The organism is Bradyrhizobium sp. CIR18 (assembly GCF_014198295.1).
Taxonomy (GTDB): Bacteria; Pseudomonadota; Alphaproteobacteria; order Rhizobiales; family Xanthobacteraceae; genus Bradyrhizobium.
Map to the genome: position 1 here is coordinate 44,847 of NZ_JACIHF010000003.1, position 25,343 is coordinate 70,189.

General features: G+C 64.7%; 23 protein-coding genes and 1 pseudogene. 11 read left to right on the forward strand and 13 right to left on the reverse strand.

Going from position 1 to position 25,343, the window contains the following annotated elements; genetic code table 11:
- Positions 1 to 45 precede the first annotated feature (45 nt).
- Positions 46 to 1,275, reverse strand: a complete 1,230-nt coding sequence (locus tag GGD65_RS13150; RefSeq protein WP_179738396.1) for a hypothetical protein — start codon at positions 1,273 to 1,275, stop codon at positions 46 to 48.
- Positions 1,276 to 1,331: 56 nt separating this feature from the next.
- Positions 1,332 to 1,958: an NUDIX hydrolase gene (locus GGD65_RS13155; RefSeq protein WP_409333965.1), complete on the reverse strand. Its 627-nt coding sequence runs from the start codon at positions 1,956 to 1,958 to the stop codon at positions 1,332 to 1,334.
- 68 nt (positions 1,959 to 2,026) lie between these two features.
- Here GGD65_RS13155 and GGD65_RS13160 point away from each other — a divergent pair, with 68 nt between their 5' ends.
- The 5 genes from GGD65_RS13160 (at position 2,027) to GGD65_RS13180 (ending at position 7,893) form a co-directional block, all read left to right on the forward strand.
- Positions 2,027 to 2,452, forward strand: coding sequence for a PaaI family thioesterase (locus GGD65_RS13160; RefSeq protein WP_063986737.1), 426 nt, complete (start codon positions 2,027 to 2,029; stop codon positions 2,450 to 2,452).
- Between the two features lie 313 nt (positions 2,453 to 2,765).
- On the forward strand, positions 2,766 to 3,776 hold the full coding sequence (locus tag GGD65_RS13165; protein ID WP_183235537.1) for an aldo/keto reductase: 1,011 nt from the start codon (positions 2,766 to 2,768) through the stop codon (positions 3,774 to 3,776).
- A 15-nt stretch (positions 3,777 to 3,791) separates the two neighbouring features.
- The gene (locus GGD65_RS13170; protein WP_183235538.1) at positions 3,792 to 5,105 is read left to right on the forward strand and encodes a tetratricopeptide repeat protein; all 1,314 of its coding nucleotides are present in this window, start codon (positions 3,792 to 3,794) and stop codon (positions 5,103 to 5,105) included.
- Between the two features lie 192 nt (positions 5,106 to 5,297).
- A complete protein-coding gene (locus tag GGD65_RS13175) occupies positions 5,298 to 5,894 on the forward strand; it encodes a hypothetical protein (protein ID WP_183235539.1) in 597 nt (198 codons plus the stop codon).
- A 142-nt stretch (positions 5,895 to 6,036) separates the two neighbouring features.
- Entirely contained in the window at positions 6,037 to 7,893 is a 1,857-nt protein-coding gene (locus GGD65_RS13180) for an ATP-binding protein (protein WP_183235540.1), read from the forward strand.
- Positions 7,894 to 7,928: 35 nt separating this feature from the next.
- Here GGD65_RS13180 and GGD65_RS13185 read toward each other — a convergent pair.
- Positions 7,929 to 9,518: pseudogene (locus GGD65_RS13185) on the reverse strand (oleate hydratase); the annotation flags it as partial.
- 64 nt (positions 9,519 to 9,582) lie between these two features.
- A complete protein-coding gene (locus GGD65_RS13190; RefSeq protein WP_183235542.1) occupies positions 9,583 to 11,409 on the reverse strand; it encodes a long-chain fatty acid--CoA ligase in 1,827 nt (608 codons plus the stop codon).
- A gap of 248 nt (positions 11,410 to 11,657) precedes the next feature.
- Between GGD65_RS13190 and GGD65_RS13195 the strand changes: the two genes are divergently transcribed.
- Complete coding sequence (locus tag GGD65_RS13195) at positions 11,658 to 12,227, forward strand: cysteine hydrolase family protein (RefSeq protein ID WP_183235543.1); 570 nt, start codon at positions 11,658 to 11,660, stop codon at positions 12,225 to 12,227.
- 167 nt (positions 12,228 to 12,394) lie between these two features.
- Entirely contained in the window at positions 12,395 to 12,718 is a 324-nt protein-coding gene (locus tag GGD65_RS13200; protein WP_183235544.1) for a hypothetical protein, read from the forward strand.
- Positions 12,719 to 12,748: 30 nt separating this feature from the next.
- On the opposite strand, the gene GGD65_RS13205 is transcribed toward GGD65_RS13200, so the two are convergent.
- The 5 genes from GGD65_RS13205 to GGD65_RS13225 form a co-directional block, all read right to left on the reverse strand.
- Positions 12,749 to 14,020, reverse strand: coding sequence for an NAD(P)/FAD-dependent oxidoreductase (locus GGD65_RS13205; RefSeq protein ID WP_183235545.1), 1,272 nt, complete (start codon positions 14,018 to 14,020; stop codon positions 12,749 to 12,751).
- Between the two features lie 9 nt (positions 14,021 to 14,029).
- Positions 14,030 to 14,740 (reverse strand): dihydrofolate reductase family protein, encoded by a 711-nt coding sequence (locus GGD65_RS13210; RefSeq protein WP_183235546.1) that lies wholly within the window; start codon positions 14,738 to 14,740, stop codon positions 14,030 to 14,032.
- A 21-nt stretch (positions 14,741 to 14,761) separates the two neighbouring features.
- Positions 14,762 to 15,436 carry an FABP family protein gene (locus GGD65_RS13215; RefSeq protein WP_179738375.1) on the reverse strand — a complete coding sequence of 225 codons (675 nt, stop codon included), beginning with the start codon at positions 15,434 to 15,436 and terminating at the stop codon, positions 14,762 to 14,764.
- 173 nt (positions 15,437 to 15,609) lie between these two features.
- Complete coding sequence (locus tag GGD65_RS13220) at positions 15,610 to 15,789, reverse strand: hypothetical protein (RefSeq protein ID WP_018321282.1); 180 nt, start codon at positions 15,787 to 15,789, stop codon at positions 15,610 to 15,612.
- A gap of 383 nt (positions 15,790 to 16,172) precedes the next feature.
- On the reverse strand, positions 16,173 to 16,676 hold the full coding sequence (locus tag GGD65_RS13225; protein ID WP_018321281.1) for a TetR/AcrR family transcriptional regulator: 504 nt from the start codon (positions 16,674 to 16,676) through the stop codon (positions 16,173 to 16,175).
- A 143-nt stretch (positions 16,677 to 16,819) separates the two neighbouring features.
- Here GGD65_RS13225 and GGD65_RS13230 point away from each other — a divergent pair, with 143 nt between their 5' ends.
- The 4 genes from GGD65_RS13230 to GGD65_RS13245 all read left to right on the forward strand — a co-directional run bounded on the left by GGD65_RS13230 (position 16,820) and on the right by GGD65_RS13245 (position 20,139).
- A complete protein-coding gene (locus GGD65_RS13230; RefSeq protein ID WP_018321280.1) occupies positions 16,820 to 17,518 on the forward strand; it encodes a type 1 glutamine amidotransferase domain-containing protein in 699 nt (232 codons plus the stop codon).
- Between the two features lie 88 nt (positions 17,519 to 17,606).
- The gene (locus GGD65_RS13235) at positions 17,607 to 18,725 is read left to right on the forward strand and encodes an FAD-dependent oxidoreductase (RefSeq protein ID WP_183235845.1); all 1,119 of its coding nucleotides are present in this window, start codon (positions 17,607 to 17,609) and stop codon (positions 18,723 to 18,725) included.
- On the forward strand, positions 18,719 to 19,462 hold the full coding sequence (locus GGD65_RS13240) for an SDR family oxidoreductase (protein ID WP_183235547.1): 744 nt from the start codon (positions 18,719 to 18,721) through the stop codon (positions 19,460 to 19,462). Before GGD65_RS13235 ends, GGD65_RS13240 begins: the two co-directional genes overlap by 7 nt.
- A 2-nt stretch (positions 19,463 to 19,464) precedes the next feature.
- Entirely contained in the window at positions 19,465 to 20,139 is a 675-nt protein-coding gene (locus tag GGD65_RS13245; protein WP_183235548.1) for a cupin domain-containing protein, read from the forward strand.
- Between the two features lie 233 nt (positions 20,140 to 20,372).
- Here GGD65_RS13245 and GGD65_RS13250 read toward each other — a convergent pair whose 3' ends face one another.
- From GGD65_RS13250 to GGD65_RS13265, 4 genes are all read right to left on the reverse strand, one after another.
- Positions 20,373 to 20,621, reverse strand: coding sequence for a hypothetical protein (locus GGD65_RS13250; protein ID WP_026202521.1), 249 nt, complete (start codon positions 20,619 to 20,621; stop codon positions 20,373 to 20,375).
- A 264-nt stretch (positions 20,622 to 20,885) separates the two neighbouring features.
- The gene (locus GGD65_RS13255) at positions 20,886 to 23,441 is read right to left on the reverse strand and encodes an EAL domain-containing protein (protein WP_183235549.1); all 2,556 of its coding nucleotides are present in this window, start codon (positions 23,439 to 23,441) and stop codon (positions 20,886 to 20,888) included.
- Between the two features lie 356 nt (positions 23,442 to 23,797).
- Positions 23,798 to 24,577: a DUF2182 domain-containing protein gene (locus GGD65_RS13260; protein WP_246783277.1), complete on the reverse strand. Its 780-nt coding sequence runs from the start codon at positions 24,575 to 24,577 to the stop codon at positions 23,798 to 23,800.
- Between the two features lie 60 nt (positions 24,578 to 24,637).
- Positions 24,638 to 25,270 (reverse strand): DUF1326 domain-containing protein, encoded by a 633-nt coding sequence (locus tag GGD65_RS13265; protein WP_092254084.1) that lies wholly within the window; start codon positions 25,268 to 25,270, stop codon positions 24,638 to 24,640.
- Positions 25,271 to 25,343 lie beyond the last annotated feature (73 nt).

The window sequence follows — 25,343 nt, forward strand, 5'->3', positions numbered from 1 at the left end:
GGCGGACAAGTCGCTTTGCCCACCCTACGGCAGCTCGCCAGCTCCCTAAAACGCGCCCGCCAATTCCCTTGCGCCGGGTTTGCTGCTGTTCGAATCCATCCGATCGTCCGTCACCGCCAGCAGCTTGGCCACCGTGTTGTGGCGGATCGCGACCGGGTTGCGCTCGTAGCCGCCGCGCTGGAAGAAGTTCGAGGTCGGCACCTGCTCGCGCATCGCCTGCGGCATCGTCACCATGTCGAGGCCGGTGCCGTCGCCGGTGAGGTTCATCATCTCGAGCTCGGCCGCGGTCAGCGGACGGGTGTAGCCCTTGGCGCGGGCGAACAGCACCGAAGTCAGGAGCTTGTGGGTCTGCAGCATCGGACCGACGTCGATGTCGAGCACCATCGCGTGCATGGCCCAGCCCTGCGCGGTGTTGCCGATCTTCTCGTGCTCCGACCAGGTATCGGGCACCGACTTCGCATGCGCCACCATTTTCTTCAGCACGACGAGCTTGTGCTCGAGCGACTGGCGCGCCGGTCCTGATGTCCGCGCCACCTTCTCGGAGAGCGCGCGAATGAGTTCGTGGCCCTGCTCGGCCAGCAGCTCGACGCTGTTGGTGGTCAGGAGCTGGTTGTAGCCCATCGCGGTCGAGATCGCGCGCTTGCCGCCATGCTCGATTCCCGCCTGCACGTCGTGGCTGCCGGTGCCGCCGGTCTCGAACGAATAGACCCGCACGGCCTGCTCGCGCGTCAGCCCGGAGGCGAGCGCATAGCGCGCATAGGCGCGCTTGAATTCGATCTCGCTCGCCGGGCGCTGCGGCGTGAACTGGTAGAGCTCCTGCGCCGCGCGCAGGAAATCGGCAACCACGGGAATCGGTTTTCTGGGGGGGCGGTCCGGCGTTTCCTCGGGCTCCGGATTCACCGGCTTCTTCGGCCCGTTATAGAGCGGCGGATGCTCCAGCACGTAGTCGTCGAGCGTCACCTGCTGCCCGCTGCGCCGCTTGGCATTGCGGCCTTTCCGCTTCTCGGAGATCTGGCTCCAATAGGCGCCGGCCTCGGCGTCGAAGGCCGCGCGCGCCGCCTGATATTCTGCGAGCTTGCGGCGATATTCGAGCACCGCCGGGGACGCGCCGCCTTGCGCGAAGAATTGCGACAGCAACTGGGCGTTGGCATCGCGGACGGCAGGCGGCAGCGCGTCGATCTCGCCGCCACGCGCGGCGGGCGCGAGCAGGACGAGTGCGAGTGGAACCAGCGCAAGGCGATTTCGAGAGAGGCTGTTTCGAATCGAATGATGCATGCTGCCCTCTTAGCAGGCATCCGGTAACCGTCACGTTAACGCGCCGTTTACCATCGTCACTTCCAGGCGAACACCGGTTGTTCCAGCTCCGCCACGCGGGTATGCCGGCCCGCAAGCACCTCGCGGAACTGGTAGATCAGGGCCGCGGTCGGCGCGTGGATCAGGCTTTCCTGATGATGGAAACGGATCACGCGACGCGCGCTTTCGGGAATCGCGACGAAATCAAAGGCGTCATCGCGCTCGATGGTGTCGAGCGCAATGCGATGGACCGAAGCCACCTCGTCCGGGTTCGGCCTGATCGCGGCACTGTCGGCGGCCCAAACCACGACGGGCGTGATCAGATAGCCGGAGCGGGTCGGATAATCGTCGAGCGTACCGAGCACCTGCGCGCCGGTGAGGCGGAGGCCAAGCTCCTCGTCGAGCTCGCGCAGCGCCGCCTCGACCGGCGTCTCGCCGGCATCGCAGCGGCCGCCCGGCAGCGCCCATTGGCCGCGATGGGCGCGCAGGTGCGATGCGCGCAGCGTGAGCAGGAATGCGGTGTCATCGCCCTCGCTCGCGGTCAGCACAACTGACACCGCGGCACGCTTCAGCGTCGTCGGCACTTCACCCGCCGGCAGCCGCATGAAGGCCGCGCAGGCATTCGCGATATTCCGCCGTGTGGCATCATCGAACGGTCTCATGATGCTTGACTACACCACGTCCGGCCCCGATGAAACGAGATCGCAAGGCCCGCACCGGAATGGACGACGACATGACCAACAAGGCGGCCGCAAGGCTGAAATCAGACGGCTGGAGCATCCTGGAGACCACGGGCTTCCTGCATCTGATCGGCCCCTTGTGGGAGCGCAAGGTCGACGGCCACTACGAGTTCGCGCTTGCCACCGAAGACAAGCACCACAACCGCCGCGGCATGGTCCAGGGCGGCGTGATGATGACCTTTGCCGACCGCACCTGCGGCATGACCGCCCGCTATGTCTCCGGCAAGGAGTTCATGGCGACGGTGCAGCTCGACACCCACTTCGTCGAGGCCGGCCAGATCGGCGACATCCTGATCTCCCGCCCGCGCGTCGTGCGCTCGACCCGCAGCCTGATCTTCATGAGCACGGAAGTGACGGTGGATGGTCGCTGCATCGTGATGGCGAACGGCGTGTTCAAGATTTTGAAGGGGCCGGGTTAGCGCGCCGTCGGGCTGCCCCCGCAGCCCTCCACACACGCCGCCGTCGTCGCCCGGCTTGACCGGGCGACCCAGTACGCCGCAGCCTCTCGGCTCAACCATAGCCGTCTCTGGAATACTGGATCGCCCGATCAAGTCGGGCGATGACAGTTGTGAGTATGGCGGGCAATTTCCGCCACGCGTCATTGCGACGAGCTCTTGCGACGAAGCAATCCAGCATCTATCCGCGGACGCATCTCTGGATTGCTTCGCTGCGCTCGCAATGACGACTGTAGCTGGCTATGCTGATCTCCATAAAGATATCGAGGACCCGCCCATGCAATACCGTCAGCTCGGCCGCAGCGGCCTGAAAGTGTCGCCGATCTGTCTGGGCACCATGATGTTCGGTGGCCCCACCGATGAAGCCACGTCAAAGCGGATCATCGACAAGGCGCGCGGCGCCGGTATCAACTTCATCGACACCGCCGACGCTTACTCGAAGGGCGGCTCCGAGGAGGTGGTCGGCCGCGCGATCGCGGGCAACCGTCACGCCTGGGTGCTCGCCACCAAACTCGCCAACCCCATGGGCGACGATCCCAATCGCGGCGGCCTGTCACGGCGCTGGGTGCTGCAGGCCGCAGACGAAAGCTTAGCGCGGCTCGGCACCGACCACATCGACATCTACTATCTGCACAAGGAAGACCATTCGACACCGCTGGAGGAGACGGTGCGCGCGATGGGCGATTTGATCCGCGCCGGCAAGGTGCGCTATTTCGGCGTCTCGAACTACCGCGCCTGGCGCGTTGCCGAGATCTGCAACATCTGCGACCGGCTCGGCATCGACCGTCCCGCGGTGAGCCAGCCCTATTACAATGCGATGAATCGCATGCCCGAGGTCGAGCACTTTCCGGCCTGCTCCTATTACGGTCTCGGCATCGTGCCCTACAGCCCGCTGGCGCGCGGCGTGCTCACCGGCAAATACAAGCCGGATGCCGCGCCCGACAAGGAGACGCGCGCGGGCCGCAACGACACCCGCATGATGCAGACCGAATGGCGGCCGGAATCGCTCCAGCTTGCGCAGGAGATCAAGACTCACGCCGAGAAAAAGGGCACCGCCGCCGGCCAGTTCGCGGTTGCCTGGGTGCTCAACTCCGCCTTCGTCTCCTCGATCGTCGCAGGTCCCCGCACCGAGGAGCAATGGGACGGCTACATCAGCGCGCTCGACTACCGCTTCACTGGGGATGACGAGGCGCTGATCGACCGGCTGGTCGTGCCGGGCCACCCCTCGACGCCGGGCTACAACGATCCCGCCTACCCGATCGAAGGCCGCCGCGCGCGGACGGCGTGAAACCGGGAGACGACGATGCCGCACGAAGACCGCTACGGCCTGCCGCTCTCCACCACATCCGATGCGGCTGCATCCGCCTATCGCGAAGGTGTCGACCTCATGCTCGCGGGCTGGACCGGCATGGCGGAGATGCTGGAGCGCGCGATCGCGGCCGATCCGGATTTCGCGCTTCCCCATATCGCCCGCGCGCGCGTGCACGCCTTCTACCAGCAGGGCGATCTGGCCCGGCAAAAAGCGGCGCTAGCACGCGAGCTGGTCGCAAAGCGCGGCACCGAGCGCGAGCGCTCGCATGTCGAGACGCTGGCGCTGGCGATCGAAGGCCGGCTGCCGGAGGCGATCGCATCGACGCTGAGGCATATCGAGAGCTGGCCGCCCGATGCATTGGTGCTGTCGCTGCCGCTCGGCGCGTTCGGCCTGTTCGCCTTCTCCGGCATGGCCGACCACGACCGCGCGCGGCATGAGCTGTGCGAGCGGCTTGCGCAGCATTATGGCGAGGATTGGTGGTTCCTGACCATGGCCGGCTGGGCGATGACCGAGAACGGCGACGTCGCACGCGGTCGCGCCATGACCGAGCGCGGCTTCAATTTACGCCGTCAGAATGCCCACGCCGCACACGCGGTGCTGCATGCAATGTTTGAGGACGGTTCGATCGAGGCGGCCGACCGCCTCGTCGACGACTGGATCCCCTCTTACGACCGCGCCGGAATTCTGCACGGCCATATCAGCTGGCACCAGGCGCTCGGCGCGCTCGAGCATGGTGATGCGGCTCGCGCGCTCGCGATCTATGCCGACGTGCTTCAGCCATCAGTCACGCAGGCGCCGCCGCTCAACGTCATCACCGATGCCGCCTCGCTGCTGTGGCGCCTGTCGGCTTACGGCCATTCCGTGCCGAGGGAGCTGTGGCTCGACGCCGACGCCAGCGCGCAAAAGCTGTTTCCGAAGTCGAGCCTGTCCTTCGCCGATGTCCACATGGCGCTGTTCGCGGCAGCGACGCAGAATCACGCGGCGCTCACCACGCGCCTTGCGGCCATCGAGCAGCGCCTCGCCGAGGGCAAGCTGCCGGCCGGCCTCGTGGTGCCGGCGATCTTCCGCGCGCTGGCGGCCTTTGCGGATGAGGATTACGCCTCATGCGTGCAAACGCTGGCGCCGGTCCTCGGCGAGGTCGTACGGATCGGCGGCAGCCATGCCCAGCGCGAGCTGGTCGAGGACACCTACATCGTCGCTCTGATGCGCAGCGGCGAGCTCGCCCGCGCCCGCGCCGTGCTGGATGCCCGCCTGCACCGCCGACCTTCGCTTCGCGATGCGCGCTGGCAGGCGGCAATGGCCTGAGTTCCGCCACGAAAAAAACACCGGCCTGACGGCAAGTGCCTGCGGGACGGTTTGGGCGATGTGGACGCCGTCGGGGGTGGCGCGGTGGTATTCCTTACGGGACTTGCAGGACAAACGCGATCGCAACCAATTTGCGGTTCGATCGTTATGGTGCGGAACCCGACCGTGGTTCCCTGGCACGTGAGCCTTCCGATGCGCCTCTGCCGACCGCTTCCGGCCGCCACGCTAGTCTTCGCCGCGACCCTTGCCGCGTTGGCAAGTCCTTGTTTTGCCGAAACTTCCAAGCCGATCCCGGTCAACAACCCGCCGGCGCCGCAGAATGCCTTCATCGACCTGCTGGCGCTGATGTCCGGCCACTGCAAGACCTTCAAGGTTGCCGGGCGCACCTTCGCCTGCAAGACGGTGGCCTACGCCCACGGCGACAAGGGCCGGGTCAATTTCGCGGTCGCGGTCGACGATCCCTCCGACGACAGCCACGTCGTGTCGTTCTCCGGCGAGAACGGCAAGCGCGCCGACGACAATTCCTACGAGCTGCCGATCGACCGCATGCTGCTCAACTCCAAGGACCGGCCCAGGGTCGACGGCCTGCCGGTGCCGGCCGAGCAGACCTCCACCGGCCTCTGCCGCCAGACCGGCAATTTCGCCGCCAGGAAGGTGACCGACGTCACTTGCTCCGCCACCGACAGTGAGGGCCGGCAATATGAACTGCTGTTCGTCTCCGACGGTACGCCGGTGAGCGTGCGCCGCATCCGGCAATCGCTGCCCTCGATCCAGGATCCGTTCAAGTAGCGGCACTTCGTCTCGCCTGCCGTGTCAGCGAAGTGAAGGCGCATCCTTCCGTTTGAAACTCCAGGTCCGGCTTGTATGCTCTCGCGCGCGTCCTCACCGAGGAGGCCCGATTGCAACTGGAGGCGGGGCCGAGAGCCCGGCAATGCGTATGATCACCGGGCTCATGCGCATCCTGTTCATCTTCCTCCTCGCAAGCCTGTCGCGTGAATGCATCGCGGCCGACGGCAAGCGGCAGCGTTCGATCCTGGTTCTGGAAGAGGCTGATTTTCGCTCGCCCTTCTATTCCGAGATATTTGCCGGCATCCGCGCCGTCGCGAAGCCGAACGGGACGAGTCACACGGTGACCTACGGCGAGAGCCTCGATCTCGCCCGCTTCCCGGGACCGGACTACGAAGAGAGCCTGGTCGGTCACTTCAAGACCAAATATGCGCAGCAGCCGATCGACGTCATCGTTTCGATCGGAGTTTCATCGGCGAAATTCCTTCGGAAGCGCAAGCAGGAGATCTGGCCAGATGCACCGGTCGTCTACGGCTTCGTGCCCGATCTGCCCGAGACGCGCGCGCTGTTCCTGCCCAACACGACGACCGTCTTCACACGGGTGAGACCGGCGCAGCTGCTGACCGCAGCCCGCGCTGTCGTTCCCGACCTCAACCGGGTCGTTCTCGTCGGCGAGGCCTGGAAGAATCCGCTGACATACGGACACTGGAAGCAGGACTTCGCGGCGGCAATGCCCGACCTCGAAGTCACCGATCTGTCGGGCGCGGTGCTGCGCGAGGTCCGCGCTCACGTCGCGTCCCTGCCCGCCCGCTCCGCGATCTTGACCTCGGCGATGTATTCCGACGGCGAAGGCACCTATTATTCCCCGGCCGCCGCGCTCGCACGCATCGCCGAGAGCGCCAACCGCCCGATCATCATCACGTCCGATACGTTCCTCGGGCGCTCGGGCGTGGGCGGCTTCCTGCTGCTGCCCGAAATGATCGGACGGGAAGCCGGCGAGGTCGCCATGCGGATTCTCGGCGGCGAGGCCCCGTCGAGCATCGTCCCCTTCGGCGGGAATAACGTGAAGCCGATCTTCGACTGGCGGGAGCTGAAACGCTGGAACGTGGACGAGGCCCATCTGCCTCCCGGCAGCGAGGTGCGTTTCCGTGAACCAACCTTCTGGGAGAGGTATCACTGGCACGCCACCATTGTCGCCAGTGTCGTTCTGGTGCAGGCGCTGATGATCGCCATTCTGCTGCGCGAGCGCCGCTTGCGCTTCGTGGCCGAGGTCGAGGCGCGGCAACGCATGTCGGAGCTCGCCCACATGAATCGCCGCGCCACCGCGGGTGAGATGTCCGCCTCGCTCGCCCACGAGCTGAACCAGCCGCTCGCCGCCATCCTGATCAATGCCGAGACGGCCCAGCAGATCTTGCGGAATCCGGTGCCCGACCTCGGCGAGATCGGGGACTTATTGGACCACATTCGCCGGGACGATCAGCGGGCCGCCGACGTCATCAGCCGGCTGCGCTCGTTTCTGAAGCGAGACCCGACCGAACGGCGCGAGCTCGATCTCAATGCGATGGTTGGCGAGGTGTTTCGATTCCTCTCCGTGCAGGCCCTGACCCACGACGTCGAACTCATGACCGAACCCTCATCCGCGGATATCCGCGTTAAGGGCGATAAGGTTCAGCTCCAGCAGGCCATCCTGAATCTCGTCGTGAACGGCATCGATGCCGTGGCGCATCTCCCGGACAAGCGGCGCCGCGTCATCGGCCGAACCAGTCTTGCCGACGGTAATGTGGCCCTCGTCTCGGTCGCCGATGCCGGCGACGGGATCCTGGCGGAGAAGATGACGGAGATCTTCGAGCCGTTCTTCACGACCAAGACGCAAGGCATGGGCATCGGCCTCTCGATCGCCCATACCATCGTCGAGGCGCATGGCGGGCGCATCTGGGCAGAGAACGCGCCGTCAGGCGGCGCCGTCTTTCACGTTAGCTTGCCGCTGGCAGCGTTGCGATAGCTCCTATCGCAGGCGCCAGCGACGCTGGCCAGCCGTCACGCGAACGCCTTTTCCAGCGTTGCGAAGATCACCGCGAGCGATTTGTCGTGACGCGTGACCGGCGGTACCGCGCGATCGATCTTCATGAGCTGATAGACCGCCATCTGCGCCGCGCGCACCGAATACTCGACCGTGAACACGACGTCGTCGGGGATTTCGACGAACTGGCTGACGAAAGCGAGGTTGACCGAATTCTTCGGCACCGGCAGCGGCCGGTCGGCCAGGTTGCGCGGCATGAACATGCTGGTGATGTAAGGCATGCGGCAGGGAACGCAGATCGCATCCGCGAACACGCTCACATCGAAATTCAAATGACCGCACAGCTCCTTCAGGATCTCCGCGCCGCCGCAATCGGACATCGGCTTGGCAACGAAATTGCCGACGCGGTCGGGATGTAGCGCATAGCCCCAGAACACCTGCAAATTGTTCGGTTGCCCTGAGAAATGCGGCTGGTGATAGAGCACGACCGACATCAGCCAGTTGGAATCCCTGAACGTGACGAGGCCGCCGGTGCCCGCCCTGTTGCCGGAGAACGCCTCCATCTTCTCGAAGAAGAGTGGATCGCGGCAGGTGACGGTGAAGGACAGCCAATAGGATTCAGGGACCGAGCTGTTGAACGCGGCGGGATTGCCGAATTCGGGACGCTCCTTCGCGATCGTCTCCCACAGCGCCCAGCCCTGGCTGTCTTTCTTGGTCAGATGCGGCGGCGGCTCGGTCATGGTGCCGAGGCTCGAGGCGTCCGTCATCGAGCCATTCTGGAAAAACACGAGATCGCCGTCCTCGAGCCGGACATTGGCGATGCGGCCGTCGCGATCGAGCACGAGCTGGCGCACCCGCAACCGTCCGTCCTCGCTCTCGATCGCCATGTCGGTGACGCGGGTCCCGCGCACGAATTGCACGCCCTGCCGCTTCAGCCAGTCGGCAAGCGGCCGCACGATCGCATCATATTGATTGTAGACGGTGCGCTTGACGCCGGCGAGCGTCTCGATGCGCGGAAACTCGTTCATGAAGCGGTGCAGATAGCGCTTCAGCTCGACCGCGCTGTGCCAGGGCTGGAACGCGAAGGTGGTCTGCCACATGTACCAGAAATTGGACTCGAAGAATTTTGGCGAGAGCCAGTCGGTGATGCGGCTGTTGCCGAGCGTCTCCTCCGAAGCCTCGGTGAGCCGCAACAGCTCGAGCCGGTCGCGCGCGGAAAAGCCCATATGCGAGACGTCGACCTTGAAACGGTTGCGATCGACCAGCCGCGCCTGCGAGTGCGCCGGGTTCTCCAGGTTGAACGCGATGGTCTCGTCGCGCACGCTGCGGCCGGGATGCTCGAGCGAAGGGATGCTGGAGAGCAGATCCCAGGTGCATTCGTAATGGTCGGTGGTCAGCATGCGTCCGCCGCGCAGCGAATAGGCGCCGTTCGCGAGCAGCGCGCCGTCGAGGCTGCCGCCGACCAGCGGCTGTGCCTCATAGATCACGATGTAGCGCCCGGCCTGTTGCGCGTCGCGGATCAGGAACGCCGCGCCCGCGAGCGACCCAATGCCACCGCCGATGAAATACGCCTTCATGACTTGCCTCGACTGCCGTTCGAATTCACGAGCGACATTGCATCGCGAGGCAGCGGCCGAAGTTGCGCTGGATCAAGCGGGGGAGGAGACGAAATCACGTCGGCGTTATCGCCGCGGGCTTCTTCGCATAGACGTGCTCGATCTCGTCCGCGAAGCGGCGTTCGAGCGCGGGCCGCTTGTTCTTCAGCGTCGGCGTGAGCAGGCCGCTCGCGATGGTCCACGGATCCAGCGTCCACCACACCGCGCGCGGTGTCGCGTAGGACGGATAGGCCTTCACGGCCGCAGCGATCCTGGCCAGCAGAGCGGCCCGTTCCGCCGCGCCGCCTTGCTTGCCGCTGGCAGCTAACCGTTCCTTCTCCTGCACCCAGGCCTTGGCATTCAGCACGACCAGCGCGGTAAGGAACGGCCGCTGCTCGCCGACCACCAGCGCCTGCTCGAACAGGGGATCGGCGAGGATCGCGGTCTCCAGATCCACCGGCGCGATCTTCTCGCCGGTCGACGTGACCAGGATGTCCTTGATGCGGCCGGTGATGGTGATACGCCCGTTCTCGATGCGGGCCTGGTCGCCGGTGTGCAGCCAGCCGTCGGCGTCCTTGACGCGGCGCGTCTCGTCCGGCTTGTGCCAATAGCCGAGCATCACACTGGGGCCGCGCACCAGCAATTCGTCGTTCTCGCCTAGCCTCACCTCGACGCCGTCGAGGACGTGGCCGACCGAGTGCGGATCATTGTCATCGATGGTGTTGACGGACACCACCGGCGAGGTCTCCGTCATGCCGTAGCCCTGGAGGACGTCGAGCCCGAGCGCGAGAAACAGGCGAATGACGGGCTGCGCGATCGGCGCCCCGCCCGAGACCGCGACGCGCAGGCGGCCGCCGAGCCGCGCCAGCACCTTATCGGCGACGAGCCGCTTGAGCAGCGGCCAGGCCAGCCGGTCCAGCAGCGACGGCACGCCATGCCGCTGCCGTGCATCGAAACGGCGCCCGCCGACGGCTATGGTGAGGTCGAGCAGCGCGCGTTCGATACTTCCAGCTGATGCGCGATGCTGCATGATCAGCGCGTAGATGCGCTCGTAGATCCGCGGCACCGAGACCAGCACCGTCGGCCGCACACGCTTCAGATCCTCCGAGAGTTGCGGCACCGAGCGGGCATAGGCGACGCAGGCGCCGGCCGCGATCGGATAGTAATAGCCGCCGGTGCGCTCGAAGGTGTGCGAGAGCGGCAGGAAGGACAGGAAGACGTCGTGCGGTTCGGCTTTGATGCGGCGCGCGATCGCCTTCACATTGGCGACGACATTGCCGTGCGACAGCATCACGCCCTTTGGCCGCCCGGTCGTGCCCGAGGTGTAGACGATGGCGGCGAGATCGTCCGGCTGGATCACGACATCGGGCAGCGGCGCGGTCGCGCCGGCTGCTTGTGCGAGCCAGTGGTCGAGCCCGACGATGCGCGCGTCCGGCGTGATGAGCCCGCCTGCGTCCGCACAGACGACGCGCTTGAGATGGTCGAGCGGCTGGCCGGTCGCCACGATCGCCTGCCAGCGCTCCAGTGTATCGACGAACAGGAGCAGCGCACCGGAATCGACGAGGACGTAGGCGATGCTGTCGGGGTTGTCGACGGCATGCATCGGCACCGGCACGAGGCCGCGCGACAGCGCCGCCTGATCCATGGCGATATGCGCAATGCCGTTCGGCATCAGGATGGCGACGCGTTCGCCCGGCGCGAACTCCTCCGCGGCGAGCGCGCGCCGCCACAGCTCGAATCCCGCATCGATCTCGCGCCAGGACTGGCTGACCCAGCGCTGCGCGGTCGCATCGAAATGGCGGTAAGCCTCCGCCGCCGGCGTCGCCTTGACGCGCCAGTGCAGCAGCTCCGGCAGCGTCCTGATCCCGGCAAGTCCGTCCGGTTGACTCGTCGGCCCCGGCATGGCGTCCTCTCGCATCTCATCGATTCCCAACCATTTGGTGCCTCGACACTAGGCCGGCCAGCCCTTGCCGCCTTGATCCTCAGCAAGGCGGCCATGCAAGGACGCGTTCCTCGCGGCGCTCTCCGAACGCCACGGCTTTCCCAATCCACATCCGGGCTAGGGGGCTCGAAACGAGGGAAGATTGACATTGCCCGTCGTCGTCTTCGCCTCGCATAATTGACTCAGCAATAGAAACCGAAAGCACCTCCATGCCTCGCTCCCTCCCCGCTCTCATCGTCGTCGACGTCCAGCGCGCGTTCGACGAATGGGAGGCGGCGGGACAGCGGCGCAACAATCCGGATGCGGTGGCGCGGATCGCCGGTCTGTTGCAGGCATTCAGAGCGCGCGGCGCGCCGATCTTTCATATCCGCCATGAAGGCACCAAGCCGAATTCATCGTTTCTGCCATCGCGTTCCGGCTACGCCGTCAAGGACGAGGCGCGCGAGCAGCCGGGCGAGACTGTCATCGTCAAGCGCGTCAACAGCGCCTTCATCGGCACCGACCTGGAACAGCGCCTGCGCGCGGCCGGCATCGGCACGCTCGTGATCTGCGGCGCCACCACCAATCATTGCGTGGAGACGACGACGCGGATGGCCGGCAATCTCGGGTTCGACGCGCACCTCGTGCGCGATGCGACATGGACGTTCGACCGCGTCGGGCCCGACGGCGACAAGCATTCCGCCGAGCAAATCCATGCAATGACGTTGTCGAACCTCAACGGCGAGTTCGCGCGCATCGTCACCAGCGACGACGTGCTCGCCTCGTTCGCGGCCAAGTGATGGCAGCAATGCGATCAATGCCGATGATGCGACAATAAATCTCACGATGTGCGTTAACGCGCGCGAATCGGACGTCGCGATACTGCGTCGTTTCGACGCCCGCACTGGCCGGAACGCAGCCGACGCCCATCTGTTGTCACACGACATTCAACTGGAGTGATGACACCATGAAGTATCTCATTGTCGCGATGGCGGTCGGTGCTGCGGCGCTTGCCGGCGGATCGGCGGCGAACGCGGCCAATAATTCAGGCGCGAAGCAGAACGCGCCAGCCGGCCAGTCGACCGACATCAGCGCGCAGCACCGGCACCATGGCCACCGCCATCACCATCACTGGCGCCATCATCACCACCATCACGGCTACTATCGTCCGCACTACCGGAGCAACGGTTATTACCCGCGGCACCACGGCTATTACGGCGGCGGGCCGTACGGATATTACGGCGGCGGCGGTCCGGGCGTGACGTTCAGCTTCGGCGGCGGACGCTGGTAAAAGGAAAGGCCCGCGATGCGGGCCTTTTTCTTACCCCCGCAAAATCATCTCTGCCGTCTCCTGACCGCTCGCCAGTGCCGCTTCCACCGTGCCCATGTCACGGCCGCGATAGAGAGCTTCGCCGGAGAACAGCACCAGGCCATCGGCACGCGCGAGGACCGCTTGTGCCGCGCGCGTCCGCGGCGTCGCCCAGGAATAGGCGCCGCGGGCAAAAGGATCATGCGCCCAGTTGGTCGCCGTGGCCGCTACAAGCTCGCGCGCGACGTCCTCGCGCGGCAGCTTGAAGATGGCAGCGAGCGAATCGAGCCCGGCGGCGATCAGTCCTTGTGGATCGAGGCTTTCCAGCTCCGCCGTGCGCGGGCCGCCGAACCAGCCGGTGAGCACGGCCTGCCCGCTCGGATATTGCGTCCACCACACCGGGATGGTCCGGTCGGACAACAGAAAGGTCATGGCTGCGAGATCCTGGTGCCGCTCGCGCCACCACGGCCGCGCAAACCGCAGCAGGATCTTGATGACGTTGCCGAAGCCGATGTCATCAGCAGCAGCAAGCTTCGCGCGCGCACTCGCCGGCAGAGCCACCCCGCGCAGCAGCGGCAGCGGTACGGTGAGGATCACGCGATCACAGGCGTGGACATCGCTGCCGCCGCAGCGAACCGCCGCCGTGTCACCATCCTGCTCGATCGCCGACACCACGGCGCCGAGATGGATGGTCACGCCAAACTTGCGGCAGTCGGCGGCCAGAAAGTCGATCAGCGCGCCATAGCCGCCATCGATGCGCGCCTGCGGCGCGTGTCCCCCATCCATCCATTCCTCGCGCAACGCCAGCGTCGAGGCGCGCTCGGGGTCGGCCGCGTCATAGCCCTCGACCATCCGTTCGATCGATTGGCGCATCGGCGCATAGTCGTCCCCGGCGAAATGCCGGCGCAGGAATTCGGCGACGGAGAGATCGTCCTTCAAGTCCTTCAGCACGGCCTGAAGCTCCGCCTCGTGCGGATCGTCGCCCTCCTCGCGCAAGAGCGCCGTGCCGTCAAAGCTCCACTGCTCGCCTGCGATCTCGTGAAGGGACAGTCCGGCCTCGCGCAGCAATCCGCGCGTGACCGGCGCCTCGCCATGGACAAATTCGGCGCCGCCCGCGGCGGGGTAGCCGAACTCCGAGACCGGCAGCGGAAGGATGCGGCCGCCGCAGCGCTCGCGCGCCTCCAGCACCGTCACCCTGCGGCCGGCCCGCGCCAGCTCGCGCGCCGCCATCAGGCCGGCCGCGCCGGCGCCGACGATGACGATATGTTCTGTTGTCTCGGGCATGGCCGCGCGTTACCGGCTCGCGGCTTGCGGATCGTTCGTGATCAGATAGCGCAGCAGCAGAACACCGCCGCCGAGCTGGCGCGTACTCTCCAGCGTCATCGCCGTGATCGGCGCGCGCTTGTCGCTGTCCGCCTCCGTCGAAGAGAACACGAAGGGCGCGCCCTCTGCGCCATCGATCGCTGGGCTGAGAATCAGGTTGAACTCGTCGATCAGACCGGCACGCAGGAACGCGCCATTGGCGACGCCGCCGCCCTCCACCAGCAGCCGCTTCACCCCCAAGTCACGGCTGAGAACGTCCAGCGCCAGCGCCAGATCGAGCTCGGACTTGCCGGCGAAAATGTAGGACACGCCCTCGCCGCGCAGGCCGGCGAGATGCGAGTCCGGCACGCTCTCGGTCAGCACGACGACGATCGGATCACCGCCGATGTCCGAGCGCCCCCAGCCGATCTTGCCCCGCGCATCGAGAACGATTCCATAGGTTTTCGCATCACGCCGCGCGAACCAGTTTTCACGCGGCAGCTTCGCATTCGTCGTCGCGGGATAGGGCTGGCCCTTGGCGAACTCCGACCCGGTAACGCGGCCGATCACCCAGGCATCGCCGCCGAGCTCGTCATGGATCTTCTCGAACCAGTCGGTGCCCGCCCCCTTCGGGCGCCAGCGGCTGGGATGCGTGCGGCCGTCGAGGCTGGAGTGCATCAGACAGATGACATAGGGCTTCATGCGATTCTCCGACGCCGCGCTTCACACTGCCGACCCATCGCCCTTCTCATCGCTCCTGGCGCGATCGTTCACGATCACCGCGAGCGGATTGAGCTTCGGCGGCGCGACCAGCTGCAGCGTGTTGGTGTCGCGATGGTCGAACGGCGCGCCGCGGACGAACAACTCGGTCTGGATCAGATAGGTCCAGCTGCCGTCGTCGTTGAAGGTGATGTCGCAGCGATAGGAGTCGGTGCGGAAGGCCTGTTCCAGAAAGTCGGTCGAGCAGATCCCGTAGGCGGTGTCGCCGCGCTTTGCGGTGACCGAGATCGTCTTGTCGTCGGGCCCGGCGTTGCCCGAGGCCAGCAGCACCTGCCCGCGCGGAATCGCCAGCGTCTGCATGATCAGGCCGGTCGCGGGCTCCCACAGCCAATAGCCGACCTGGTCGTGGAAGGTGATGTCTTCCTCAGGCGTGTTGATGTGGATGTGATAGCGCAGCCCGTACAACAGCTGCGGCCCGTTGGCCTGCGGATCGATCGGATCCATGCGGATGCGCTCGATGAAGGTCCGCCGCTCCGGCCCCTCCGCCTTCGGATTGATGTCGATGCCCTTGTCCGCTTGCCAATGCCCTGCGAGACGGCGGAGCGGGCCGAGATTGGCGAGGCCGTCGGGCGAGACGTCCTCGGGCTCGGTGAAGATATCGGCGGGAATGGGGAGCATGGCGGCCTCGCGGGAAGTTGCGGAGGCAGCAATAGCATGGCAGCGGGAAGCTGGCGCGTGCTCAGGCCTCACAATCGCGAATGGACACCGGCGTTGTGCGCGGGACGATTGTCGGGCTTTTCGACAAGACGACGAAGCCGAACCCGATCGGTTCGGCTCCGCCGCCGGGACGTTTAGTGGCGATGATCGCGGACCTCGGGCTGCGTGCGGTGGTCCCTGACGATGGTCTGATTGCGATGGTCGCGCACGATGGGCGGGTCGCGATGATCGCGGACGATGGTCAGCGCGCTCGCGGGTGTCACCACGCTTGCCAAGGTGATCGCTGCGAAGGCCACAAGGATGGTATTGCGCATAAGTCTTGTCCTCTTCCCGGTGGATCACTGCGAACCACCTGACCGCAAGCTAGATCGACCCGCGAGGAAGATATGTGTCAACGGTCACGCGATGATCATCGCTCCTGCTGGTGACCGTGCGTCGTTCGATCGGAGGAAGAGGCACGAGAGGAGCCGCCGCGACTTCAACGCCAGCCCGCAGCGAGTGCCACGCTGCTGCAATACGCTGGGCGTGTCCGTCAGCACCGTGAAGAGCCACCTTTTCATTTCTTCAAAGAGACCGGCTGCCGGCGCTCGGTCGACCGGGTGAGGCTGGCGAACTCGCTGACGTTTCCGGTCTAGCGCGAATTCTTGTCGGAGGCCGCTATGGAGCTTCCTCTCCTCGATGTCGGCGCGACTCCGCCTCAACCGAGCGCTTCGGTTGCGCGGTCGAAGAGGGTCGGATCGCCCTGTGCGCTGGCCATCAGGATCGCGCCTTCGAGCGTCGCGAGCACCTGGGTCGCACGCTGTTCGGTGAGGCCGCCGGCGACGAGGCTGGCGATGCCCGCCTGGAAAAACTGCCGCACCTCATGGGCCACGTCCGGCGCCAGGTCGGGGACGGTAGCGCCGAGCGATCCGCAGAGGCACATCTTGGCGCCATCATCGAGGGCGCTGCGAAACACTGCCCGCCAGGCCTGGACCACATTCTGTCCGGCGGCGACCCCGGCATCGGCGGCCGCGACCACGCGTTGGTTGTAACGTCGAGCCACAGCGGCCGCGAGCGCGCTCTTGGTTGGGAAATGATAGTAGATGCTCGCGCTCTTCACCCCGACGTCGGCGGCGACCTCTCGAAAACTGAAGCCGCTATAGCCAGCCTCCCGGATTCGACGCTCCGTCGCGTCCATGATTGCTTCCACCGTGTCGGTCATAGCCTTCCAGTCTGCCAAGTCGTTCACCTACCTGTTAACAGGTAGATCTTGCTATCGCGCCTGACAAGCTGTATGTGCGTCATCATTATCTACCTGCCGACAGGTAGATATCCGCAAAGCTCTGATCACCTGAAGGAAAATTTATGGGCACTGGCAACCGACAAAAGCGCATCCTCCTCATCATGTCGTCGGTCGACGAGATGGGGATCAGCGGCAAGCAGACGGGCACCTGGTTCCACGAACTGGCGGCCCCCTATTACATCCTCACCAAGGCCGGCTTTGAGGTCGTCTTTGCTTCCCCACGGGGCGGCGAAGCGCCGATCGACCTCCTCAGCATGAAGTCGCCGTTCACCACCGAATATACCGAGCGCTTCCTCGCTGATCCGGTCGCAATGTTCGCTGCCCGCAACACCCGGAAGCTGCGCAATATCGACTACCGCACGTACGATGCCGTGTTCTTCCCCGGTGGCTATGGCCTGCTCTGGGATCTCGCGTCGGATTCCTACGCGATCAAGCTGATCCGTGACTTCCATAATGCGCAGCGTCCCATCGCGATGGTCTGCCACGCGCCCGCTATCCTGCGCGACGTCAAGAAGGACGACGGCCAATATCTCGTCAACGGCCTGAACCTGACCGGCTTCAAGAACGCGGAAGACACCGAAATCGAGCTGTTGCACCATCTTCTGTTCTCGCTCGAGGACGAGCTCAGGAATCGCGGAGCCAAATATCAGAGCAAGGCCAATTGGGAGCCGAACGTGGTCGTCGATGGCGTGCTGATGACAGGTCAGAGCCCCGCCTCCGCCGTGCCGCTTGCGGAAGCTCTCGCGAACCGCCTCGCCTGAATCATCGAAGGGTGCTCTCGGGAGCACCCTTCAACATGATCGTCACAGCGACACACGTGGACTGGCGCACGAGTTGCGAAAAATGAGCATGCGAACCAAGGTAGCCATTGTGGGCGGCGGTCTTGCCGGCCTTTACGCCGCGCGTCTGCTCGATGCGGCCGGCATCGACTTCCATCTGCTTGAGGCGAGAGATCGCTTTGGCGGGCGCATCCTCTCCGCCGACAGTGCGGGAGCGATCTCTGACGATGGCTTCGATCTCGGCCCGTCCTGGTTCTGGCCCGGCTTGCAGCCGGCGATGGGAGAGCTGATCCATGAGCTTGGACTGAGCGCTTTTCCGCAAAACGGCGACGGCGACGCTCTGTTCGAACGCATGTCGAAGGAGACAGTCCAGCGCTTCAGCGCGATGAGACAGGAGCCGCAATCGATGCGGCTGACTGGCGGCACCGGAGCGCTGATCCGTGCGCTGGTCGCGGTCCTGCCGCCGCGGCGCCTCCAGCTTCGATCGGCAGTGACCAGTATCGCGCTGACGCGCGACGGGGTGACCTTGGCGATGAAAGCGGCGGATGCGTCTTCTGCCATACTGGTTGCCGATCAGGTGATCCTCGCGCTGCCGCCCCGTCTCTTGGCACGGACGGTTTCGTTTCAGCCAGGCCTCGAGCCTGCGACCGCATTCCTTTGGCGGAGTACCGCGACCTGGATGGCGCCGCACGCCAAATTCTTCGCGCTGTACGATCGACCATTCTGGCGAGAGAGGAGTCTCTCCGGCACCGTGCAGAGCATGGTCGGCCCGATGGCGGAGATCCATGATGCGACGACCGCGTTCGGATCGGCCGCGCTGTTCGGCTTTCTCGGTGTCGCCGCGGATCAGCGCCGCGCCGTTGGCGAGGATGTGCTGGTGCAGGCCTGCATTACCCAGCTCGAGCGTCTGTTTGGACCTGAAGCGGCGCAGCCTCGTGCCACCTTGTTCAAGGATTGGGCCACCGATCCGCTGACCGCAACCGACGCCGACCGCATCGGCGGAGCGCATTTGCCTCTCGGCCGAACGTCCTGGGTGAGCGGCGCCTGGGCCGACCGGATCTCGCTCGGCGGTAGCGAGACCAGTGCGACCGAACCCGGCTATCTCGCCGGCGCGATCGATGCTGCGGCTCGCGCCGTCGCCGAGGTCCTCGCCCGATTGATCGATGCACAGGAGACCATCACATGCTGAACGGAAAGACCGCGCTCATCACTGGCGGCAATAGTGGCATCGGCCTTGCCACGGCCAAGCGGCTTCGCGCTGAGGGCGTCCGCATCGCCATCACCGGCACTGATGCGGCCAAGCTGGAGGCCGCGCGTCAGGAAGTCGGCGGCGATACGCTCACGATCAGCGCCGACGTGCGCTCCCTTGCCGATCTGAAGGCGATGGTGCAGATCGTCGGCCACGCCTTCGGCAAGCTCGACATCCTCTTCGCCAATGCCGGCGTCGCCTATGGAACGCCGATTGAAACGACCGACGAAGAGAGCTTCGACCGCCTGATGGACATCAATGTGAAGGGCGTATTCTTCACGGTCCAGGCAGTGCTTCCGATCATGGCCGATGGCGGCTCGATCATTCTCAACACCTCATGGCTGGGTCAGGTCGGCACGCCGGGCCGGGCGGTCTTGTCTGCCTCTAAAGCGGCCGTACGGTCCTTCACACGCGTGTTGGCGGCGGAGCTTGTCGCTCGAAAAATCCGCGTCAATGCAGTCAGCCCAGGTCCGATCGACACGCCGATCCATCGCGCACCCGGGCAGACCGAAGAGGAGTTCAGGGCCTATGCTGATAAGGTCGGCTCCAAGGTTCCAGCCGGCCGCATGGGTAAACCGGAGGAGATCGCGGCGGCGGTGGCATTCCTGGCCGGCGACGATTCGCGCTACCTGCTTGGAGCCGAGATCAATGTCGACGGCGGATTTGCGGAGATCTGATCATGCGCATCAATGACGACCTTTCTCGCCCTGTCATCGCCCACGCCTCGCAGGAGGACTGGATCCCGAGTCCGGCGCCCGGCGTCGACCGCCGCATGCTGTTTCGGATCGGCGAGGAGAAGGCGCGCGCCACCTCGATCGTCCGCTATGCGCCCGGCAGCGCCTTTGCGCGCCATGTGCATAACGGCGGGGAGGAGTTTCTGGTGCTGGAAGGCGTCTTCCAGGACGACGAGGGCGATTATCCAACCGGGACCTATGTGCGCAATCCGCCGGGCACCTCGCATGCACCCGCATCACAGGGCGGCTGCACGATCTTTGTGCGGCTATGGCAGTTCCGCGCTGACGACAGAGCGCAGACCGTCCGCCTGCCGGGCGAAGGTCAGCCCGCGGAGCCGCGCCCCGGCGCAAGCGCCGCAACAGTGTTGTTCGATGATGGCCATGAGACGGTTCTGCTGGAGGACTGGCGGGCGACCGCGACCGTCACAGTGGAGAATTCGGGCGGCCTGGAGTTTCTGTTGGTGTCGGGCGGCCTCACGGTCGACGGCGAGGCGATGAGCCCGCAGGATTGGGGGCGTCTGCCGGCGGGCGTGAATCTGCATGCGCAGGTTGGCGCGGAGGGGGCCCGCGTTTGGATCAAGCGGGGACCGCTATTGCATCCTGACGTGTGCGAATTCTAGAGCATGATCCGGAAAAATGTGCAGCGGTTTTCCAAAAAGATCATGCTCAAACAATAAACTGAAGCGCGATGATGTTTCATCCTAATCTCATCGCGCTTTAGCACGGCCGTCGCGATGAGCTTGCGGCGGAGAACGGCGGAAGCGCCTCGCCCCATCATTACGATGGCGAGGAGGTGTCGATCGCCCGGCTGATGCCGTCGCGATCGATCGCCGCCATCAATTTGCGGCCGCTCTCAAGCCGCTTCCGACACCGACTTCGCACGCTGCTCGAGCACGCCGATCGTGGAGACCAGATTGTCGCGCCGCGCTCGGAGGTTGAGTGCAAGCAGCGGATAGGTCGGCTGCTGCACGTCAAACACCCCGGCTTTGGCTTCCTCCTCGAGAATATCGGTATTCAACAGCCGAACGCGCCACCACAAATCGGCGATCAGCGCATCGAGCCGGAGTTCTCCGGCAGTACCAGAACGGGACATTTCTTGCATCGCATGCCTCAACCTGAAACGGGCCTCCCTGCCGAGGCCCGGCTTTGGTCATGACTCAGCAAGTGGAGTGCCAGGATCGGCGGGTGCGATTGGGCTCGGGAATTGGCTCCGCGCGGTGCGGTCCTTCGGCTCTCAGCGGAAGCTTAACGTGCCAGCGAACCACCAAATCTTCCCCCTTCCAAGCTATTCAAGGGAGCCTTCACCTGCTCAGCTTTCCTGCTCTTGGGCGGCGGGCGACGATGACAAACGCCGGAGGCATTCAGCTCACGCCGCCCGCCGTTTCCGTCGCGCCGGGGGGCTTTGCCACGAGAGGCCGGCGAACGGCACGGGCTTGCTGAAGTGAAATCCCTGGCCGAGCGGGATGCCGAGTGACTGGAGCCGTTTGACCTGCTCGAAGGACTCGACCCCCTCGGCGACGATCGAGAGCTTCAACGTCTTCGCAAGCTGCACGATGGACTTCAGCACGGCGACGGTCTCGCAGCGATCGATCCTGTCGATGAACGATTTGTCGATCTTGACCTTGTCGAAAGGAAAGGCCGTCAAATAGGACAAAGACGAGTATCCGACACCGAAATCGTCGAGGGCAATGGAGACGCCGAGCGCCTTGAGGCGCTGGAGCGTCTTGAGGTTCTCCTCGGTGTCGGCGAGAAATACGCTCTCGGTGATCTCGAGCTCGAGCCGGGTTTGCGGAAGGCCGCTCTGCGCCAACGCAAACGTCACGGTGTCGACGAGATTGGTGCCGGCAAATTGCAGGGCAGAGAGATTGACAGCGACCTTGACGTCTGCCGGCATGCTCATCGCATCGCGACAGGCCCGGGCCAGCACCTGATTGCCGAGCTCGACGATCAAGCCCCCCGCCTCCGCAACCGCAATGAACTCAGCCGGAGGAATGTAGCCCCTGGTGCCGTGATGCCAGCGCGCCAGGGCTTCGACCGATTTTACCCGACCGGTGCCGAGCTCGATCACGGGCTGATAAAACACCTCCAGCTCCTCGCGCCAGATCGCTTCGCGCAGCTCGATCTCGAGCACGTTGCGCTGATCCGCTTCCGCCTTGAGCTCCGCTGAATAAAGGTGGAAGCAGCTTCGGCCGGCATTCTTCGACCTGTAGAGCGCAAGATCGGCGTTGCGAAGGATCTCATCGACCCGCGTGCCGTGCTCGGGCACGAGCGCAAGGCCAATGCTACAGCCGATCACGACGGGATGGCCATCGATGTGATAGGGCTCGGCAATGGCCTGGACCAGCCGCTCGGCCAGGCTTGCAGCGCCGTCGCGCATCGCGGCCACGATCACGGCAAACTCGTCGCCGCCAATCCGCGCCGCCGTATCGGCATCCCGAATCTGCGCCTTGATCCGGTCGGCGACCTGCTTCAGCAACGCGTCGCCGCATTGATGGCCGAGCGCATCATTGACGGACTTGAACTTGTCGAGATCGAGCAGGAGTACGGCGAACCCAGGCTCCAGCCGGCGCGAGCTGGCCAGCGCCTCGTCGATGCGCTCCTTGAACAGGTTGCGGTTGGCAAGGCCGGTCAGGCTGTCGTAATGCGCCAGCCGCTCGATGCGGTCCGCCGACGCCTTGCGCTCGGTGATGTCCTCATGAGTAGCGACCCAGCCGCCACCCTCGCGCCGGCCGTAGGAGATGTAGACGACCCGTCCATCGGGAAACTGCACGGTGTTCGAGATCTGCTCCGACCGGGCGAGCCGGTTCTTCAAATCGACGAGATAGGTCTCGACGTCGAGCACGGCGGTCTGTTTTGCGAATATATCCCGGAAATGCATGCCGATCCGAATGTCTTCCGGCAGGAGGCCATAGAGTTCGAGCCATTGCGGGTTGAATGCGATCAGGCGGTCGCGGCCATCGAACATGCTCAAGCCCTGAGGAAGGTTCCGGAGCGCATCCTCAAACTTGCTGGCAAAATCGCGCCGCTCGCGGTGAGCGCGATCCAGCGCCTGCTGCCGTCGCCAATGGAATGTCGTCGCGGCGAGGATAATGAACGTCAGCAGCAGCGCGCCGCCGAGATAAACCTTCTGCCTGACGGCGGAGCGGGAATAGATCTCCTGCCCCGAAATACCGACGGTGAAGATGAGCGGAAACGCACGCGACCTACGCGCCGTGGTCAACCGGTCGCTGCGGTTCGGTCGGTTCTCGTTCCAGTATTGCACATAGAAGCCGTCACCCAGCTCGCCCTCGACGCGGCTGGGTGCGTGTTGTCCCAGCACGGAGCCCTGGTCCACGCCCCGGGCGGCGAGCACGACGTAATTGGCATTTCTGAGCACCAGCGTTCCGCCGACGCCGAGCTTTGCCGTATCGTAGAACCTGCCGACCACGTCGACGCTGATCGAGCCGACGACCACTCCGGCCGGATTCCGCGCGAGGTCGAACACCTTTCTTGCGAGCTGGATCGTCCATTTGTTCGAGGCCCTTCCCAGCACCGGCTTGGCGACGTAGAGGCGATCGTCGGCTTGCGCCATGACATTGATGAAGTGCTCGCGATCGCCAAGATAAAGCGGCGGGCCGGAATAGCCCGCGGTCGTCTCGGTCATGTAGCCGTTCGATCCGATCAGTGCGAACTGAACCACGTCGCCGGTCGCAATGCGGGCTTTGTCCGACCATGACTTCAAGCTGAAGGTGAGCGGATCCTGGGCGTAGAGCGCTCGTACCACCAGCAATGACTGATCGACGCGCTCGAAGATGCGTTCGGTGTTTTCCTCGAACAGTTCGGCGACGCTGTTGCCGTGCGACCGCGCCTGCTCGACCGCGTCCATCCGCTCCGACGCGGTGATTGCGAAATAGCCGATCCAGACCAGGGGCAGAAAGAACAACGCAATCTGCAGCGGACCATTCCGCAGGATCGTTCTTCCGGCTTTGCGGACTGCCCCTGCGGGAATCACGACGCGCACCCCCGCTTCGGCCGCCAGGGCAGAACTGCGCTCGCCCGCAGTATTGGCATCGCCTTGTCTCCGCCTCGACTGCACAGGGACACCCGCGGCCGAAAGCGGCGCGCGGGTGCTGTTCATAGCGCAAAGGTAGCTGAAACAGCCTTAAGTTTGTGTTTGGGTAAAGCTCAATTCTTCAGATTAAAACATCCGTATCATCACGGAGGTCGGCTGGCCTTGAGCAATCAGGTACATGGGCATGTCGAAAGCCGCACATTTTTGGCCGCCTTCGGGCCGGCTTTTCAGATTGCGCGCGCAAGAACGATCGCGCCGGACAGGATGAGGACCCCGCCTGCCGCATAGCTCAATCTTCGGCCGAACGGCAGCAGCTTCTCGCCGGCGACATAGAGCGCGATGCCGATGATCCAGGCCGGGTTCATCACGCCGCCGACGAACAGCAGCACCATCAGAAACCAGCAGCAGCCGACGCAGTAGCTGCCGTGGCGAAGTCCCATTCGCAATGCGCCGCGCGTGCCGGGCCGCCAATGTCGGCTGAGAAACAACAGCGGGCTCTCGCAGTAGCGCAGGCACGCCTGTTTGAGAGGTGTGAACTGATATACCCCTGCTGCAATCAGAATGCCGCCACCCAGAATCGCGCTGGTGCTTGCCATCGCCATCGACAGCAATCCGAAGCGTTCGAACGCTCCTTGCACCAGGACCGCAGCGAGACTGAACCCCGCCCACGTCACGAGATAGCCGGCGAGAAAGATCCAGGTATCGATTGCGGCGCGGGAGGCAGTCTCCTGCTTGCGCTTGACGGTCGCGTACAAGAGAACGGTGGGCACCGCGCTCGGCGCCATCATCGCGACCATCATCACCCACCACATCACGAACAGCAGCACGCCATAGAATGGCGTCCACGGCATCGGCGCCATGTCCGGCATGTCGGCCATCATCTCGGTGTCCATGCCGGCGCCCGCGGCGAGATAGGCCCAGGCGAGCGCCACCACTGCGGCGGTCCCGATCGCGACGATCAGCCGGTCGCGGTGGAGCAAATGTTCCAGTATCGAGCGCCCCTGCATCGACTTGTCCATAGCGATGAGGAGCTGACACCGAGGTTTTGTCTCGGTGTCAGCGCCGCATCATGCCGCTACGCCCTCGGGCGTCTGCACGACATTGGCGAGCGAGCTATGCGTACCGCGGGTCTCGAACGGGATCGCGCCGGTCGAGCGGATGTTGGCGGATGCGACCTCGGCCGCCCGATGTTCGAACCCCTCGGGCATGACCACCTGGATGCGGTGCGGATCGCCGGTCACCGGATTCTTGATCGGCTCGACATCAGTCTCGAGCACGCCCCTGGCGACGAGTTTTGCGACGCGTCCTTCTTTGTCGAAGGAAAACTCGAACGGCGCAAATACCGGATCGTGGATCTTGGTCACGATCATGCTGACGATCTGAAAAAGCGTGCCTTCGGCCGAATGCTTGCCGGAAAAGATATCGAACAACGCCTGACGCTGCTCCGCCGTGGCGCGTTCGTCGATGATGGGCTGGATTGTCCCGTTGCCCTCATGAAGTGGCCCAGGGAAATCGACCGTGATCGCAAAGCAGAGACCATCGAGCCTGGTCCCTTCGAAATGTCCCTTGGCGATCCGCATGGCGACCATTCCCTTGCAATAGCCTTGGGTCGGCCGTGCGTTGAAATCGCAGGGGCAGCCAAACGCGCAGGTGCAGTTCTTCATCCATTCGCCTTCGAGACGCCAGTCCGATGCAGCCATGGCACATCTCCCAATGTGAGCGGGGACGCGGCAGCCGTTGACGAATTTGTTCAGCGTTATGTCGAAGCGAAAC

Excerpts from the sequence above, each read along its gene's own strand:
- GGD65_RS13150 (WP_179738396.1), bottom strand. The coding sequence starts at position 1,275 with ATGCATCATTCGATTCGAAACAGCCTCTCTCGAAATCGCCTTGCGCTG.
- GGD65_RS13160 (WP_063986737.1), top strand. The coding sequence starts at position 2,027 with ATGACCAACAAGGCGGCCGCAAGGCTGAAATCAGACGGCTGGAGCATC.
- GGD65_RS13165 (WP_183235537.1), top strand. The coding sequence starts at position 2,766 with ATGCAATACCGTCAGCTCGGCCGCAGCGGCCTGAAAGTGTCGCCGATC.
- GGD65_RS13170 (WP_183235538.1), top strand. The coding sequence starts at position 3,792 with ATGCCGCACGAAGACCGCTACGGCCTGCCGCTCTCCACCACATCCGAT.
- GGD65_RS13175 (WP_183235539.1), top strand. The coding sequence starts at position 5,298 with ATGCGCCTCTGCCGACCGCTTCCGGCCGCCACGCTAGTCTTCGCCGCG.
- GGD65_RS13180 (WP_183235540.1), top strand. The coding sequence starts at position 6,037 with ATGCGTATGATCACCGGGCTCATGCGCATCCTGTTCATCTTCCTCCTC.
- GGD65_RS13190 (WP_183235542.1), bottom strand. The coding sequence starts at position 11,409 with ATGCCGGGGCCGACGAGTCAACCGGACGGACTTGCCGGGATCAGGACG.
- GGD65_RS13195 (WP_183235543.1), top strand. The coding sequence starts at position 11,658 with ATGCCTCGCTCCCTCCCCGCTCTCATCGTCGTCGACGTCCAGCGCGCG.
- GGD65_RS13200 (WP_183235544.1), top strand. The coding sequence starts at position 12,395 with ATGAAGTATCTCATTGTCGCGATGGCGGTCGGTGCTGCGGCGCTTGCC.
- GGD65_RS13205 (WP_183235545.1), bottom strand. The coding sequence starts at position 14,020 with ATGCCCGAGACAACAGAACATATCGTCATCGTCGGCGCCGGCGCGGCC.
- GGD65_RS13210 (WP_183235546.1), bottom strand. The coding sequence starts at position 14,740 with ATGAAGCCCTATGTCATCTGTCTGATGCACTCCAGCCTCGACGGCCGC.
- GGD65_RS13215 (WP_179738375.1), bottom strand. The coding sequence starts at position 15,436 with ATGCTCCCCATTCCCGCCGATATCTTCACCGAGCCCGAGGACGTCTCG.
- GGD65_RS13220 (WP_018321282.1), bottom strand. The coding sequence starts at position 15,789 with ATGCGCAATACCATCCTTGTGGCCTTCGCAGCGATCACCTTGGCAAGC.
- GGD65_RS13225 (WP_018321281.1), bottom strand. The coding sequence starts at position 16,676 with ATGACCGACACGGTGGAAGCAATCATGGACGCGACGGAGCGTCGAATC.
- GGD65_RS13230 (WP_018321280.1), top strand. The coding sequence starts at position 16,820 with ATGGGCACTGGCAACCGACAAAAGCGCATCCTCCTCATCATGTCGTCG.
- GGD65_RS13235 (WP_183235845.1), top strand. The coding sequence starts at position 17,607 with ATGCGAACCAAGGTAGCCATTGTGGGCGGCGGTCTTGCCGGCCTTTAC.
- GGD65_RS13240 (WP_183235547.1), top strand. The coding sequence starts at position 18,719 with ATGCTGAACGGAAAGACCGCGCTCATCACTGGCGGCAATAGTGGCATC.
- GGD65_RS13245 (WP_183235548.1), top strand. The coding sequence starts at position 19,465 with ATGCGCATCAATGACGACCTTTCTCGCCCTGTCATCGCCCACGCCTCG.
- GGD65_RS13250 (WP_026202521.1), bottom strand. The coding sequence starts at position 20,621 with ATGCAAGAAATGTCCCGTTCTGGTACTGCCGGAGAACTCCGGCTCGAT.
- GGD65_RS13260 (WP_246783277.1), bottom strand. The coding sequence starts at position 24,577 with ATGCAGGGGCGCTCGATACTGGAACATTTGCTCCACCGCGACCGGCTG.
- GGD65_RS13265 (WP_092254084.1), bottom strand. The coding sequence starts at position 25,270 with ATGGCTGCATCGGACTGGCGTCTCGAAGGCGAATGGATGAAGAACTGC.